The sequence below is a fragment of the Sphingomonas sp. Leaf412 genome, assembly GCF_001425405.1.
Taxonomy (GTDB): Bacteria; Pseudomonadota; Alphaproteobacteria; order Sphingomonadales; family Sphingomonadaceae; genus Sphingomonas.
On sequence record NZ_LMQP01000002.1, the window covers coordinates 47,569 to 61,961 of the forward strand.

Annotated in this window: 12 protein-coding genes; 10 read left to right on the forward strand and 2 right to left on the reverse strand. The window is 69.2% G+C overall.

Annotation, left to right across the window (positions count from 1 at the left end; genetic code table 11):
• The first annotated feature begins 11 nt into the window (after positions 1-11).
• The 10 genes from ASG29_RS04670 to ASG29_RS04715 all read left to right on the forward strand — a co-directional run bounded on the left by ASG29_RS04670 (position 12) and on the right by ASG29_RS04715 (position 12,838).
• The gene (locus tag ASG29_RS04670; RefSeq protein WP_055981014.1) at positions 12-3,230 is read left to right on the forward strand and encodes an efflux RND transporter permease subunit; all 3,219 of its coding nucleotides are present in this window, start codon (positions 12-14) and stop codon (positions 3,228-3,230) included.
• Between the two features lie 219 nt (positions 3,231-3,449).
• Positions 3,450-4,712, forward strand: a complete 1,263-nt coding sequence (locus tag ASG29_RS04675; protein WP_235532776.1) for a DUF445 domain-containing protein — start codon at positions 3,450-3,452, stop codon at positions 4,710-4,712.
• Between the two features lie 73 nt (positions 4,713-4,785).
• Positions 4,786-5,883: an ABC transporter permease gene (locus tag ASG29_RS04680; RefSeq protein ID WP_055981017.1), complete on the forward strand. Its 1,098-nt coding sequence runs from the start codon at positions 4,786-4,788 to the stop codon at positions 5,881-5,883.
• The gene (locus tag ASG29_RS04685; RefSeq protein WP_055981019.1) at positions 5,883-6,725 is read left to right on the forward strand and encodes an ABC transporter ATP-binding protein; all 843 of its coding nucleotides are present in this window, start codon (positions 5,883-5,885) and stop codon (positions 6,723-6,725) included. Before ASG29_RS04680 ends, ASG29_RS04685 begins: the two co-directional genes overlap by 1 nt.
• Positions 6,725-7,687: an MlaD family protein gene (locus ASG29_RS04690; RefSeq protein ID WP_055981021.1), complete on the forward strand. Its 963-nt coding sequence runs from the start codon at positions 6,725-6,727 to the stop codon at positions 7,685-7,687. The genes ASG29_RS04685 and ASG29_RS04690 overlap by 1 nt, the downstream gene beginning before the upstream one ends.
• A 5-nt stretch (positions 7,688-7,692) precedes the next feature.
• Complete coding sequence (locus ASG29_RS04695; RefSeq protein ID WP_055981023.1) at positions 7,693-8,289, forward strand: ABC-type transport auxiliary lipoprotein family protein; 597 nt, start codon at positions 7,693-7,695, stop codon at positions 8,287-8,289.
• A 487-nt stretch (positions 8,290-8,776) separates the two neighbouring features.
• On the forward strand, positions 8,777-9,220 hold the full coding sequence (locus tag ASG29_RS04700) for a MarR family winged helix-turn-helix transcriptional regulator (protein WP_055981026.1): 444 nt from the start codon (positions 8,777-8,779) through the stop codon (positions 9,218-9,220).
• A 2-nt stretch (positions 9,221-9,222) separates the two neighbouring features.
• Complete coding sequence (locus tag ASG29_RS04705; protein ID WP_055981028.1) at positions 9,223-10,140, forward strand: ROK family protein; 918 nt, start codon at positions 9,223-9,225, stop codon at positions 10,138-10,140.
• A gap of 38 nt (positions 10,141-10,178) precedes the next feature.
• Positions 10,179-11,576, forward strand: coding sequence for a putative bifunctional diguanylate cyclase/phosphodiesterase (locus tag ASG29_RS04710; protein WP_055981030.1), 1,398 nt, complete (start codon positions 10,179-10,181; stop codon positions 11,574-11,576).
• A gap of 44 nt (positions 11,577-11,620) precedes the next feature.
• A complete protein-coding gene (locus tag ASG29_RS04715; RefSeq protein ID WP_055982206.1) occupies positions 11,621-12,838 on the forward strand; it encodes a polyhydroxyalkanoate depolymerase in 1,218 nt (405 codons plus the stop codon).
• Between the two features lie 72 nt (positions 12,839-12,910).
• On the opposite strand, the gene ASG29_RS04720 is transcribed toward ASG29_RS04715, so the two are convergent.
• Together ASG29_RS04720 and ASG29_RS04725 are read right to left on the reverse strand one after the other, a co-directional pair.
• Positions 12,911-13,774: an alpha/beta hydrolase gene (locus ASG29_RS04720; protein WP_162242938.1), complete on the reverse strand. Its 864-nt coding sequence runs from the start codon at positions 13,772-13,774 to the stop codon at positions 12,911-12,913.
• Between the two features lie 61 nt (positions 13,775-13,835).
• Positions 13,836-14,339, reverse strand: coding sequence for a pyridoxamine 5'-phosphate oxidase family protein (locus ASG29_RS04725; protein ID WP_055981036.1), 504 nt, complete (start codon positions 14,337-14,339; stop codon positions 13,836-13,838).
• Positions 14,340-14,393 lie beyond the last annotated feature (54 nt).

A 14,393-nucleotide genomic window follows, 5' to 3' on the forward strand; every position in this document is an offset into this window, starting at 1 on the left:
GGACGCAGACGATGGGCTTCCGCAACATCTCCGCCTGGTCGATCCGGAACCCCGTTCCGGGGATCGTCCTGTTCATGATGCTGACGGTCGCGGGGATCATCAGCTTCATCCGGATGGACATCAACCAGGAGCCGGACATCGAATTCCCGGCGGTGACGGTGTCGATCAGCCAGCCCGGCGCCGCGCCCAGCGAGCTGGAGACGCAGGTCACGCAGCGCGTCGAATCGGCGGTGCGCAGCCTGGAGGGCGTGGACGAGATCCAGTCGTTCGTGTCGGAGGGCAATTCCACCACGATGATCCAGCTGGACATCGGCACCCCCGTCGACCGCGCGGTGAACGAGGCGCGCGACGCGGTGACGCAGATCCGCGCCGACCTGCCCGAAGGGATCCTGGAACCGCAGGTCCAGCGGGTGAAGATCAACGACAGCGACCTGGGCAGCTATACCGCGGTCGCGACCGACATGACGCTGGAACAGCTGAGCTGGTACATCGACAATACGGTCGCGAAGGAATTGCTGTCGGTCCCGGGCATGGGATCGGTCGAGCGGATCGGCGGCGTCGACCGCGAGATCCGCGTCATCCTCGATCCCGCGAAGGTCGCGGCCTATGGCCTGACCGCGAGCCAGATCAACCAGCAGCTGCGCCAGGTGAACCTGGACGCCGCGGGCGGACGCGCGGAGATCGCGGGTGCGGAACAGTCCGTGCGCGTGCTGGGCAACGCCGCCTCCGCCTATGCGCTGGGGCAGACGCAGATCAGCATCGGCGGCGGCCGCACGGTGCGCGTCGCGGACGTGGCGACGGTGCGCGACCTGTATGCCGAGCAGCGCAGCGCCGCCGCGGTCGACGGGCGTCCTGCGCTGAGCTTCGATTTCAAACGCGCGAAGGGCGCGTCCGACGTCACCGTCTTCCGCGAGGCGAAGGCGAAGCTGGAGGCGCTGGAGAAGCGCAACCCGAAGGTGCAGTTCAAGCTGCGCGTCGACGGCTCGAAATATGCGCTGGAGCAATACAAGAGCGCGATCCACGCGATGCTGGAGGGCGCGATCCTCGCGGTCATCGTCGTGTTCCTGTTCCTGCGCGACTGGCGCGCGACGGTGATATCGGCGCTCGCGATCCCGCTGTCCGCGATTCCCGCCTTCTGGTTCATGGACCTGATGGGCTTCACGCTGAACAGCATGACGTTGCTGGCGCTGAGCCTCGTCGCGGGCGTGCTGGTCGACGATGCGATCGTGGAGATCGAGAATATCGTCCGCCACATGCGGATGGGGAAGAGCGCGTATCAGGCGTCGATCGACGCCGCGGACGAGATCGGGCTCGCGGTGCTGGCCACCACGATGGCGATCGTCGCGGTGTTCCTGCCCGTCGGCATGATGCCGGGCGTGTCGGGGCAGTTCTTCAAGAATTTCGGCCTGACCGTCGTCGTCGCGGTGTTGATGAGCCTTGCGGTCGCGCGATTGATAACGCCGATGATCGCGGCCTATTTCCTGAAGGCGTTCGGCCATGCGGAACATGGCGGCGGACGGATGATGGACGTCTACCAGCGCGTGCTGCTGTGGACGCTGGACGAGGGGAAGGCGCCGCTGATCCGCGCGCGCGGCGGCTTCCGCCGCGTCACCGGCTACATACGCGACCACCGCGTCTGGGTGATGGCGATGGGCGCGGGCGCGTTCCTGCTGACCGCGGTGCTGTTCACGCAGATTCCGATGACGTTCCAGCCCGCCGTCGACCAGCCGCGCAGCGTCGTGACGATCACGATGCCTCCCGGCGCGACGATGGCGACGACGCAGGTCGCGGTCGATCGCGTCTACGCCCTGCTGGACCGGGAGCCCGCGGTCGAGAGCCTCTACACGCGCACCCTTGTCGGCACCGGCCGCGTCGTCGCGACCTACGCGGAGAACCGGAAGGAGAAGTCGACCGATTTCGAGCGCCGCATCGCACCCGAACTGGCGAAGATCCCCGACGCGCGCGTCAATTTCCAGTCGCAATTCGGTTTCGGCGACAACAACCGCGACATCTCGGTCACGCTGGGCGGCGACGATCCCGTCGTCCTGCGCCAGACCGCGGACCGTTTGGTGACGGAGATGGCGCGGCTTCCGGGCCTCGTCGCGCCGCGCGTGGCGGGCGACCTGAACCGGCCGGAGATCATCATCAAGCCGCGGCTGGACCTTGCCGCGCAGCTGGGCGTGACCACCGCCGCTCTGTCCAGCGCGATCCGGATCGCGACGCTGGGCGATCTCGACCAGAACAGCGCGCGCTTCTCGCTCAGCGACCGGCAGGTGCCGATCAGGGTCGCGCTGGCGGAGGATTCGCGGACCAAGCTGGACACGATCCAGAACCTGCCCGTCGCGACGCAATCGGGCGGATCGGTGCCGCTGAGCCTGGTCGCGGAAATCGGCTTCGGTTCCGGCCCGACGAAGATCACGCGGATCAACCAGCAGCGCCAGCTGACGGTCGGCGCGGACCTTTCCCCCGGCCTCGTCACCAGCGAGGCGATGAAGCGGATCAAGGCATTGCCGCTGATGCAGAACCTGCCCGTGGGCGTACAGGAACTGAACGTCGGCCAGGCGAAGTGGCAGATGGAGATGCTCATCAACTTCGTCTTCGCGGTGCTGGCGGGCGTGTTCCTCGTCTTCTCGGTACTGGTGCTGCTGTACCGGCGGCTGCTTCCCCCGCTGGTCAACATGGGGTCGCTGCTGCTCGCCCCGCTGGGCGGGCTGCTGGCGATCATGATCGCGGGCATGCCGCTGTCGATGCCGGTGTTCATCGGGTTGCTGATGCTGCTGGGCATCGTGGCGAAGAATTCGATCCTGCTGATCGACTTCGCACTGGAGGAGATGGCGATGGGCGTCAGTCCCCGCGCCGCGATCATCGACGCGGGGCACAAGCGCGCGCAGCCGATCGTGATGACGACCGTCGCGATGGTGGCGGGCATGGTGCCCACCGCCTTGTCGCTGTCGGGCGACGGCGCGTGGCGGGCGCCGATGGGCGTCGTCGTGATCGGCGGCCTGATCCTGTCGACGCTGCTGACGCTCATCATCGTCCCGTCCAGCTTCTCGCTGGCGATCGGCGTCGAGCGGCGCATCGGGCCGTGGCTGGGCAAGCGCCTGCTGACCTATCGCCCCGGCGACGACGCCGCCGGTCCCGCGATCGACCATGACGCGCCGGCGGGATCGATTCCCGGCCCGGTGGGGCGGATCGGCTTCCGCGGGCCGGGCACCGATCCCGCGGAGTGACGGGCGGGACAGGGCCTTTTGCGCTGACCGCCCGCCCTACGTCCGCTGGCCCCGAGGAAAGGCGGAGCGCACTCGAAGCCTCGTCGCGAAGGGCAGGCAGCGTGGGTGCTTTGAGACGGCACGTCGGAGTCGCTCGGTGCCTCCTCGGCACGAACGGTCCCGTATGAGGTCACATCGTTCCGGGGTGAACCTGCGGCCGGGTCGCGGATTGTGTCACGCATGACGTCGTTCGCCCGCATCCCCCGACAGCCCGTGCCCGCCGCGCTGCGCCGCATGCGGCTGGTCGCGGGCGGGTTGCTCGTGGCGATGGCGGCGGTGTTCCTCGCCACGCGGTCGCTGGAACACGTCCATCCCGGCTGGGGCTTCGTGCGCGCCTTCGCGGAGGCGGCGATGGTCGGCGGCCTTGCCGACTGGTTCGCGGTCACCGCGCTGTTCCGCCATCCGCTGGGCCTGCCGATCCCGCACACCGCGATCATCCCGCGCAACAAGGATCGCATCGGCGACCAGCTCGCCCAGTTCCTGCGCGAATATTTCCTGATCCCCGCGGTCGTCGCACGGCGGATGGGGCGGATCGACGTCGCGGGCGTCGCGGGGCGGTGGCTCGCCGATCCGAAGGCAGGAGGCGGCGGGCGGCTGGCGCGCGGCACATCGCGGCTGGCGGTGGAGGTGTTGCAGGCGCTGGATCAGGAACGGCTGGGCGGGATGGTCCGCGGCATGATGGTGACGCGGGTACGCGAGACCGAGGTGTCGCCGATGATCGGCCGCGCGCTGGCCGCGACGCTGGCGGAGGGGCGGCATCAGCCCGTGGTGGACCAGGCGATCCTGTGGGCGCGGTCCGCGCTGGCGGCGAACGAGCATCTGGTCCGCGCGATGGTCCACGACCGCGCGGGCTCGATCCTGCGCTGGACCGGACTGGACGAGACCGTGTCGAACAAGCTGATCGACGGGCTCGACAAACTCATCGCGGACATGGCGGAGGACCGCGACCATCCGCTGCGCGCGCGGGCGGAGGAAGGCTTGGCGAACCTTGCGCGTGATCTGGAACACGATCCCGCGATGCGCGCGCGGGTCGAGGGGCTGAAGATCGAGCTGCTCGAAAATCCGGCGATGCAGGACTGGATCAACGGATTGTGGGAACAGGCGCGCGCGGCGATGCTGCGCGCGGCGCGCGATCCGGAGCGGTTGCTGGCGGGCAAGTTCGGCGAGGCGCTGCGCCAGCTGGGCCAGACGTTGCAGGACGATCCGCGGCTGGGGCGCACGATCAACCGCTTCGTGCGCCGCGCCGCGGTGGGGGCGGCGGCGGATTACGGCGACACGATCGTCCGGCTGGTGTCCGAAACCGTGCGTGGATGGGATGCCGACACCATCACGACCCGGCTGGAAAATGCGGTGGGGAAGGACCTTCAGTTCATCCGCATCAACGGTACGTTGGTCGGCGGGCTGGTCGGCCTGACCATCCATGCGGTGGACGTCCTGCTGTAATGATTCCAGCATCGGAACGATCGGGCGATCCGCGCGCTTGCGGGACGATGGGGTTTGCCGCAAGAACCGCCGCATGAGCGCGGCTGCCGATTACAGCGTCGAGGGCGACGTCCTGCGGTTCTCCGGCGACCTGTCGCTGGCGAGGCTCGGCGGGCTGCCCGATCGATTGAGCGCGCATGAGGGGAAGGTCGCGACGATCGACCTGTCGGGCGTCGACCGGATCGACACGATCGGCGCCTGGGTCGTCCACCGCTTCGCCAGCACCAACGGGGCCGCGATCGAGGGCCTGTCGGGCGACGCGCGCCACCTGCTGGAACAGGTCGAGGCCGCCGACCAGCCGGTGCAGATGCGACCGCAGACGACGTCGTCGTTCCGCCGCGTGCTGGGCGAGATCGGCGATGCGACCGCGCATGCCGGGCGCACGTCGAAGGGGCTGATCGGGTTCATGGGCGCGACGATGATCGCGTTCTGGAACGTCGTGCGCCATCCCGGCCGTTTCCGCTTCAACGCCACGGTGCAGCGGTTCGAGGTGGTCGGCGTCAACGCGCTGGGCATCATCGGGCTGATGAGCTTCCTGATCGGCATCGTCATCGCTCAGCAGGGCGCGGTGCAGCTGCGCCAGTTCGGGGCGGAGGGGTTCACGATCAACCTGGTCGGTCGCATCACCCTGCGCGAACTGGGCGTGCTGATGACCGCGATCATGGTCGCGGGCCGGTCCGGCTCCGCCTTCGCCGCGCAGCTCGGCACGATGAAGCTGACCGAGGAGATCGACGCGATGCGCACCATCGGCGTGTCGCCGATGGAATCCCTGGTCCTGCCGCGCACGATCGCGGCGATCGTGATGATGCCGCTGCTCGGCTTCTACGCCTCCGTCATCTCGATCATCGGCGGCGGCGTCCTGTGCTGGGTCAGCCTCGACATCCCGCCCGTCACCTATATCGCGCGCATCCGCGAGGTCGTGCCGATCACCGACCTTTTCGTCGGCCTCATCAAGGCGCCCGTGTTCGGCGCGATCATCGCGATCGCGGGCTGCTATCAGGGGATGCAGGTGGAGGGCGACGCGGAACAGGTCGGCCTGCGCACCACGTCCGCGGTGGTGCAGGCGATCTTCATGGTGATCGTCATCGACGCCTTCTTCGCGGTGTTCTTCGAACAGATCGGCTGGATCTGATGCCCGACGACGACATCCTGATCCGCGTCCGCGGGCTGACCAACCGGTTCGGCGATGCGGTGATCCACGAGGGGCTGGACCTGGACGTCCGGCGCGGGGAGATCCTGGGCGTGGTCGGCGGATCGGGCACGGGCAAGTCCGTGCTGATGCGCTCCATCGTCGGTCTCCAGACCCCGTCCGAGGGCGAGATCGAGGTGTTCGGCGAACCCACGATCGGCCGCGACGAGACCGAGGCGGTGGAGATCCGCAAGCGCTGGGGCGTGCTGTTCCAGGGCGGGGCGCTGTTCTCCACGCTGACGGTCGCGGAGAACGTGCAGGTCCCCTTGCGCGAATTCTACCCCGCGCTGGACCTCGCGCTGCTGGACGAGATCGCGTCGTACAAGGTGGTGATGACGGGCCTGCCCGCCGATGCCGGGCCGAAATTTCCGGCCGAACTGTCGGGGGGCATGAAGAAGCGCGCGGGGCTGGCGCGTGCGCTGGCGCTCGATCCGGAACTGCTGTTCCTCGACGAACCGACCGCGGGCCTCGACCCCATCGGCGCGGCGGCGTTCGACGACCTGACGCGGTCGTTGCAGAAGACGCTGGGGCTGACCGTCTTCCTCATCACCCACGACCTCGACACGCTGTACGCGATCTGCGACCGCGTCGCCGTGCTGGCCGACAAGAAGGTGATCGCGGTCGGCACGATCGACGAGCTGCTGGCGCTCGACCATCCGTGGATCCAGGAATATTTCAACGGCCCGCGCGGTCGCAACGCGGTGGCCAGCAAGGAAGCGGGCGCGGCGCGGCCCGCCGAAAACGACACGCGTCGCGCACCGACCGTCGCAGCAGGAAACGACTGATGGAAACCCGCTCCAACCACGTCCTCGTCGGCGCCATCGTGCTGATCCTGCTGGCCATGGTCGCGATCTTCACGGTGTGGATCGCGCGTCTGGCCGGCGGCAGCGAACGCGAATACGACATCTTCTTCCGCCAGGCGGTCGACGGGCTGGCGAAGGGGTCGGCCGTCACCTTCTCCGGCGTGCCGTCGGGCCAGGTGAAGTCGATCTCGCTGTGGCAGCCCGATCCGCAGTTCGTGCGCGTCCGCATCAGCGTGAACGAGCAGACGCCGATCCTGCGCGGCACCACCGCCACGATCCAGGGCAGCTTCACCGGCACCAGCACGGTCAGCCTCGACGGCGCGACCAAGGGTGCGCCGCCGATCGCCTGCCCCGAAACCAACCCGGAGGCGCAATGCCCGCTGGGCGTGCCGGTCATCCCGACGAAGACGGGCGGCATCGGCGCGATCCTGAATTCCGCGCCGCAGCTGCTGGAGCGGCTGTCGACGCTGACCGAGCGGCTGACCGGCCTGCTGACCGATCGCAACCAGGCGTCGATCGCGGGCATCCTGGACAATACCAACCGCCTGACCGACGCGCTGGCGGATCGCGGGCCGGAGATCGCCGCCACGCTGGCGCAGACGCGCGTCGCGATCCAGCAGGCGGGCGTCGCCGCCGAACAGATCGGGCAGCTGGCCAACACCGCCGACGGCGTGATGACGCGCGACATCCAGCCGGCGATGCAGAACCTGAACGGGGCGATCAGCGCGATCAAGCAGTCGACCGAGACGCTGAACGGCGCGATCAGCGATGCGCGTCCCGGCCTGACGACCTTCTCGAAGCAGACGATCCCGCAGGTCAACCTGCTGGTCCGCGACCTGCGCAGCACCTCCGCCTCGTTGTCGGCGATCGCCGAGCGGGTGGAACAGGGCGGCGTCGGCTCGCTGGCCGGGCAGCAGAAGCTGCCGGACTACAAGGGGAAATGAGCGTGATGCCTGGCTTCCGTCCCGTCCTGAGGCTGCTGCCCGTCGGCGCGCTGCTCCCGCTGGCCGCGTGCATCAGCTTCGGCGCCGATCCGCCCGATACCCTGCTGACGCTCGACGCCACGGCGCAGCCCCAGCCGGGCAGTGCGCAGACGTCGAACGGTGCGCGGTCGATCGTGGTGCAGGTGCCCGCGACCCCGGCGGCGAACGCCAGCAACCGCGTCCCCGTCCGCGCGACCGACACGACGCTGGCCTATGTCAAGGAAGCGCAGTGGAGCGAGCCGCCCGCACGGCTGTTCGCGCGCCTGCTGTCCGACACGCTGACGGCGCGGGCGGATATGGTCGTGCTGACCCCGGCGCAGTCGTTCGAGGATCCCAGCGCGAACCTGGGCGGCGAACTGCGCTTCTTCGGCGTCGACGCCGCGACGCGGGAGGCAGTCGTGACCTACGACGCGTCGCTGACCCGCGCGGGACGCACCGCGGTGGAGAAGCGCCGGTTCGAGGCGCGCGTGCCCGTCGCGGCGATCGATGCGGCGGCGGCAGGACCGGCGCTGAACCAGGCGGCGAACACCGTCGCGGGCGAGGTCGCGGCCTGGGTGCGGTGACAGGCCGCGGCGACGGCACGCGCCCGGGCCGACCTGCGTTCGGGTGGGGCGGGGGTGAGGCATGGGCGGTGCGCCTGCGCGTCAGGTTAGGGCGGATCGACATTCAAATGGCGGGGTGATATGTTCGCGCGAAGGCGCGGAGGACGCGAAAGAGTAAAACGTAACGCAGACCGCCACCCCCTTCATCGAAGCAGCGACGTCGCGCCGGCCGGTAGTCGGCCCTTCCGTCAGCCCGGTGCGCCACACGCCGCGTACTCCGCGCCTCCGCGTGAACCCGACCTTCCTTGCGTCTTCGCGGCTTCGCGCGAACACCCTGCACCGGCACATCGAATGTCGATCGGGCCTAGCAGCGGCCGTACGGGCGTCGGGGAAATCCGGCGAGCCCAGCCGAATGCCGGGCCTGTCCGCGGCGGTGACGGCGCGCTGAATCCGACCGGTCGTCGCGCAGCCCATTCCACCCCGCGCCTGCGCATGTTAGCCGCGGCGTATGGCCGATCGCCTCCACCTCGACCGCTTCGTCCCGTATCTGTTGTCGGTCACGTCCAATCGCGTCAGCGAGCGGATCGCGCGCACCTATGAGGCGCTGTTCGGGCTTTCCATCCCCGAATGGCGGCTGGTGGCGGTGATCGCGGAACGGCCCGGCATCACGCAGGCCGAGATCGGCGAGCGGACGCGGATGGACAAGGTCACGGTCAGCCGCGCCGCGATCGCGCTGGCGGGCCGGGCGCTGCTGGAACGCCGTCCCAACGCCGCCGACCGCCGGTCGCACCATCTGTCGCTCAGCGACACGGGGCAGGCCTTGTACGAACAGGTCGCGCCCAAGGCGCTGGAGCTGGAGGCGCGCATCTTCGCGCGCTTTTCCCGCGCGGAACTGGCGCAACTGACCGAAATGCTGCGGCGGATCGACGCCGCGGTCGAACAGGAGAGCTGAGGATGGGGGAAGCGCCGCTCGTCGCCGGGGTCGAACTGGGCGGCACGAAATGCATCGCGATCCTGGCGAGCGGACCGGATCGCGTGCTGGAAGAGGTGCGCATCCCCACCACGACCCCCGCCGAAACGCTGCCCGCGCTGGAAGCCGCGCTGGATCAATGGCGCGGGTTCGCCGCGATCGGGATCGCCAGTTTCGGGCCGGTATCGATCGATCGCGCCTCGGTGCGCTACGGCAGCATCACCTCCACGCCCAAGCCGCACTGGGCCGACACCGACATCGCGCGGCGGCTGGAGGCGCGTTACGGCGTGCCGACCGGGTTTCACAGCGACGTCGTCGGCGCCGCGCTGGCGGAGGCGCGCTGGGGGGCGGGGCGGGGGCTGTCCGACCTCGCCTATGTCACGGTCGGGACCGGCGTCGGCGCGGGGCTGGTGGCGCACGGACAGCCGGTCGACGGATTAAGCCATGCGGAACTGGGGCATATCCGCCCGCCGCGGCTGCGGGGCGACGACTGGGGCGGGATCTGTCCCTTCCACGGCGATTGCGTGGAGGGGCTGGCCGCGGGTCCCGCGATCGCCGCGCGCACGGGAACCAAGGGCGAGGACCTGACCGCGGATCATCCGGCGTGGGACACGGTGGTGGACGCGCTGGCCCATCTGTTCGGCACGCTGGCGTTGACGGGCGTGCCGCGGCGGATCGTGCTGGGCGGGGGCGTATTGGTCGGCAACGATTTCCTGCTGCCGCGCCTGCGCCGTGCCACGGCGGCGTCGCTGGGCGGCTATGTCGCGTTGCCGGAGGTGGAGGACATGGACACGTTCCTGGTCCCCGCCGCGCTCGGCGGGCGGGCGGGTCCGCTGGGCGCGATCGTGCTGGGCGGCAACGCGCTGGACGCGGCGCGGGCGGGGGCCTTTACGCGGGCTTAACCCTCCGCGGTTACCCTTCGGCAGGAAAGGGAACCGTCATGCCCGCAGCATCCGTCGCCGACACGCCGTCGCGCGAAACCCTCCTTGCCGAGCTGGTGGTGCTTCGCGCCGACCTGGCCGCGAGCCGTGCCCGCGCGGACCATGCGGCATCGCACGATCCGTTGACCGGCGCGCCCAACCGCACCGCGTTCCGCGACGCGGTCGCGGATCGCGCGACGCGCGCGGGGCCGTTCGCGGTCGCGATCGTCGATCTCGACCGCTTCCGGCTGGTGAACGATACGTTGGGCCACCGCGTCGGCGACGCGCTCGTCTGCGCCGCCTACGCCATCCTGTATGACGCGGCGCCCGCGGGCGCGATGCTGGCGCGGCTGGGCGGGGACGAATTCGGCCTGCTGTTCGACGCGCCCGGCGCGCCCGCGGCGGCAATGGAGTGCGAGCGGATGATTCGCGCGTGCGGCGCGACGCTGGACGTCGCGGGGCATGTGCTGGAGGGCGCGGCCTGCGCCGGTCTGGTGCCCGGCGCCATGGGGGACGATGCGGACGACCTGCTGCGGCGGGCCGATCTGGCGCTGGGCGACGCCAAGTCGCAGGGGCCGAACCACGTCTGCCTGTTCGACGAGGCGCTGGACGACGCGTTGCGGTTGCGCCGCCGGATCGAGAGCGGGCTGGCGCAGGCGATCGCGCGCGGCGAGCTGGCGATGGCGTTCCAGCCGATCGTGGCGCGCGAGGATCGCGAGATCGTGGGGTTCGAGGCGCTGCTGCGCTGGACCACCGAGGAATGGGGGACGATCAGCCCCGCGACGTTCATTCCCGTGGCGGAGGAGACGACGCTGATCCATGCACTGGGCGACTGGGTGCTGGAACGCAGCCTTGCGGCGGTCGCGACGTGGCCGGGGCAATATGTGTCGGTCAATTTCAGCCCGCGGCAGTTCCGGCGCCCCAATTTCGTCGGCTATATCGTCGAACGATGCAGCCGCGCCGGCGTTGCGCCCGCGCGATTGCAGATCGAGATCACCGAAACCGCGATCTTCGACGATGTCGATCATGCCGCGGACACGCTGTATCGCCTGCGTCAGATGGGGTTCCGCATCGCGCTGGACGATTTCGGGACCGGTTATTCCTCGCTCTACAACATCCGCAAATTCCCGCTCGACGCGTTGAAGATCGACCGCAGCTTCGTCGAGGCGATGATGCGCGAGCGCGAGGCGACGGCGGTGGTGCAGGCGATCGTGCATCTGGCGCAGGCGCTTGGGCTGGCGGTCATCGCGGAGGGCGTGGAAAGCGCGGCGCAGGTCGACCTGCTCGGCATCGCGGGGGCCAGCCACCTTCAGGGGTTCCACCTGGGGCGGCCACTGGGCGACGCCGAAACGCTCGACCTCGCCACCACGCGTTTCCTTTCGGATCATGTTGGCGCGGCGGCCGTTGCAACAGGATAATTGCGCACGGGTCGCGTCCGGCCCATAGGATGTCCATGAAGAACATGCTCTACGACGTGTACGAGGTGCAGCGCACCTGGCTGGCGTCCGCCGGTGCCTGGGCCAGCGTCAGCGCGGACTGGCTGAACAACCCGTCCAATCCGTTCGGCTACCTTGGCGGCGGGCCGGTGATGGCCAGCGCGCTGGAGGTGTTCGCGCACGCGGCGGCGACGCGCGGCAAGCCCGCGTTCGGGCTGGACAGCACGACGATCGACGGCCGCGAGGTCGCGGTGCACGAGGAGATCGTGCTGCAAAAGCCGTTCGGCCAGCTGAAGCGCTTCGTCCGCGACGGTGTCGAGGGCGGGCCAAAGCTGCTGATCGTCGCGCCGATGTCGGGCCATTACGCCACGCTGCTGCGTGGGACGGTGGAGCGGATGCTGCCGGTGGCGGACGTCCACATCACCGACTGGCGCGACGCGCGACAGGTGCCTTTGTCGGACGGTCATTTCGACCTCGACGATTATATCGACTATCTCGTCGCCTTCCTGGAGGAGATGGGGCCGGGCGCGCACATGCTGGCGGTGTGCCAGCCGTCGGTGCCCGCGCTGGCGACCGCCGCCTTGATGAGCGCGGATGCCAATCCGTGCCGGCCGAAGTCGCTGACGATGATGGGCGGGCCGATCGACACGCGCGAGGCGCCGACCGCGGTCAACACGCTGGCCACCGACCGTCCGTTCGCCTGGTTCGAGCAGAACGTGATCGCGACCGTGCCCATGACCTACGCCGGCTCCGGCCGCCGCGTCTATCCGGGCTTTTTGCAGTTGAGCGGGTTCATGACGATGAACCTGGGCAGCCACATGATGAGCCATTGGGAGATGTTCAAGCATCTGGTCGCGGGCGACGGCGAGAGCGCGGACGCGACCAAGGCGTTCTACGACGAATATCGCTCGGTCTGCGACATGACCGCGGAATTCTATCTCCAGACGATCGACGTCGTGTTCCAGAACCACAAATTGCCGAAGGGCGAGATGACGCACCACGGGCGGCCGGTGGACCTGTCCGCGATCCGGGACGTCGCGCTGCTGGCGATCGAGGGCGAGCGCGACGACATTTCCGGCCTGGGGCAGACGAAGGCCGCACTGACGCTGGCGACGAAGCTGCCGGCGGCGAAGAAGCGCTATTACATGGCCGAGGGCGTCGGCCATTACGGCATCTTCAACGGCAGCAAGTGGCGCGACCGCATCGCACCGGTGCTGGAGGAATGGATCGCCGCCAACGGATAGTGGGCGTGCATTTGTGCTCCCGCGAAGGCGGGAGCCCAGACCGTGTCCCCGCCTTCGCGGGGACGCGCGAGTTTAGAACGCCTTCGCCGCGATCCAGTCCGCCACCGCCCTGCCGTTGGGCGACCCCGGCGTGATGATGTCGAAATGGTTGGCGCCCGCGGGTTCCAGCACCTCGATCCGGTCCCCCGCCTTGCGCGCCGCGGCTTCGTACGGCTTCATGAACCCGCCCAGTTCCGCCTCCACCAGCAATTGTGTCATGCCCAGCGGCAGGTGATCCGCGGGGCTGGCGATGCGATAGGCGGCGGGCTTCTCGGCCGGCGTGCCGCCCATCAGCGGCACGATCACGGGCGTGCCGCACACCTGCGCATCGATGCCGACGAAGGGCGCCAGCGCGCCCGGTCCATCGATCGCGACGACCGACACCGGCCGGACCGCCTTGCCCGCGAACGGGGCGGGCAGCTTCGCGCGCGACGCCGCCCACAGCGCCAGGTGCGCGCCCGCCGAATGGCCGACGATCGTGACGCGTTTCAGGTCGAGCGGATGGCGCTTCGCCAGCTTCGGGAGGTGATCGACCGCCGCCGCCACATCCTCGAACGTGCCCGGCCATCCGGCGCCCGGATCGCCGACCCGGCGGTATTCGACGTTCCACACCGCGATCCCGCGCCGCCGCAGCGCCTCCGCCAGCGGGGTCGTGCCCCGATAGGTATCGAACGACGCGGTCCAGCATCCGCCGTGGATCAGAATCGCGACCGGAAACGGCCCCTTGCCGGCGGGCAATCGCAACTCGCCCATGCGCAGGTCGTCGGTGCCGTAGCGTTCGGTCAGGGTCGGCGCGGGAACCGCCGCCTGTTCGGCGCGAAGCTCTTTCATCCCCACCTGCGCCGTCGCAGGTGCCGCCAGAAATGCCGCCGCGGCGGCGAAGGTCGTCCAACGCATGATGCCCCCCATCATTGCCGATGGGGGGCATCATCGCGCGATCGTTTCGGCCGCGCAAGCGTCAGGCGGGGCTGCTCTCCGCGGTCGTATCGACCTTGGCGTAGCTGCCTGCCTCATCCGACCGAATCGTGCCGCCGAACAGCATCTTCAGCCGCCCGCCGATCGACAGGTCGGTTTCCCACAGCTCCGCGCTGTCGATGTCGACGCGCAGGAGCGCGAGGTTCGGATCGTCCTTGCCGCCGGGAAACCACGCCTCGACCTGGTTGTTCCAGAGCTTGTCGATCTGCGCGCGGTCGTTGTCGACACGGCCCTTGCCCGACAGGCAGGCGAAGAAATCATGCCCCTTGGACACGAACTGGAGCATCAGGTCGCTCTTGCCCGCGACGCGATTGTCCTTCCCGATGAAGAAGAACAGGGTGTCGACCTGATCCTCGTCCAGCTGCGCGGTCAGCGGCTCGCTATGCGTCGATCCGTCGGCGGGGCCGACCATCACGAACGGGCTGTCCGCCATCTTCTTCCACAGGTCCGCCTTCAGCTTGCGGGGGTCGGTATTCGCCTCGGCCATGGTGCCTCTCCTTTAAGGGTTCGGCAGGAGAACGAGGGGAAGGGGGGTTGGTTG

Bases quoted from the DNA above. Each gene is read 5' to 3' on its own strand.
- ASG29_RS04695 (WP_055981023.1), top strand. From the start codon at position 7,693: ATGCCTGGCTTCCGTCCCGTCCTGAGGCTGCTGCCCGTCGGCGCGCTG.
- ASG29_RS04685 (WP_055981019.1), top strand. From the start codon at position 5,883: ATGCCCGACGACGACATCCTGATCCGCGTCCGCGGGCTGACCAACCGG.
- ASG29_RS04700 (WP_055981026.1), top strand. From the start codon at position 8,777: ATGGCCGATCGCCTCCACCTCGACCGCTTCGTCCCGTATCTGTTGTCG.
- ASG29_RS04725 (WP_055981036.1), bottom strand. From the start codon at position 14,339: ATGGCCGAGGCGAATACCGACCCCCGCAAGCTGAAGGCGGACCTGTGG.
- ASG29_RS04710 (WP_055981030.1), top strand. From the start codon at position 10,179: ATGCCCGCAGCATCCGTCGCCGACACGCCGTCGCGCGAAACCCTCCTT.
- ASG29_RS04680 (WP_055981017.1), top strand. From the start codon at position 4,786: ATGAGCGCGGCTGCCGATTACAGCGTCGAGGGCGACGTCCTGCGGTTC.
- ASG29_RS04670 (WP_055981014.1), top strand. From the start codon at position 12: ATGGGCTTCCGCAACATCTCCGCCTGGTCGATCCGGAACCCCGTTCCG.
- ASG29_RS04715 (WP_055982206.1), top strand. From the start codon at position 11,621: ATGCTCTACGACGTGTACGAGGTGCAGCGCACCTGGCTGGCGTCCGCC.
- ASG29_RS04705 (WP_055981028.1), top strand. From the start codon at position 9,223: ATGGGGGAAGCGCCGCTCGTCGCCGGGGTCGAACTGGGCGGCACGAAA.
- ASG29_RS04690 (WP_055981021.1), top strand. From the start codon at position 6,725: ATGGAAACCCGCTCCAACCACGTCCTCGTCGGCGCCATCGTGCTGATC.
- ASG29_RS04675 (WP_235532776.1), top strand. From the start codon at position 3,450: ATGACGTCGTTCGCCCGCATCCCCCGACAGCCCGTGCCCGCCGCGCTG.
- ASG29_RS04720 (WP_162242938.1), bottom strand. From the start codon at position 13,774: ATGCGTTGGACGACCTTCGCCGCCGCGGCGGCATTTCTGGCGGCACCT.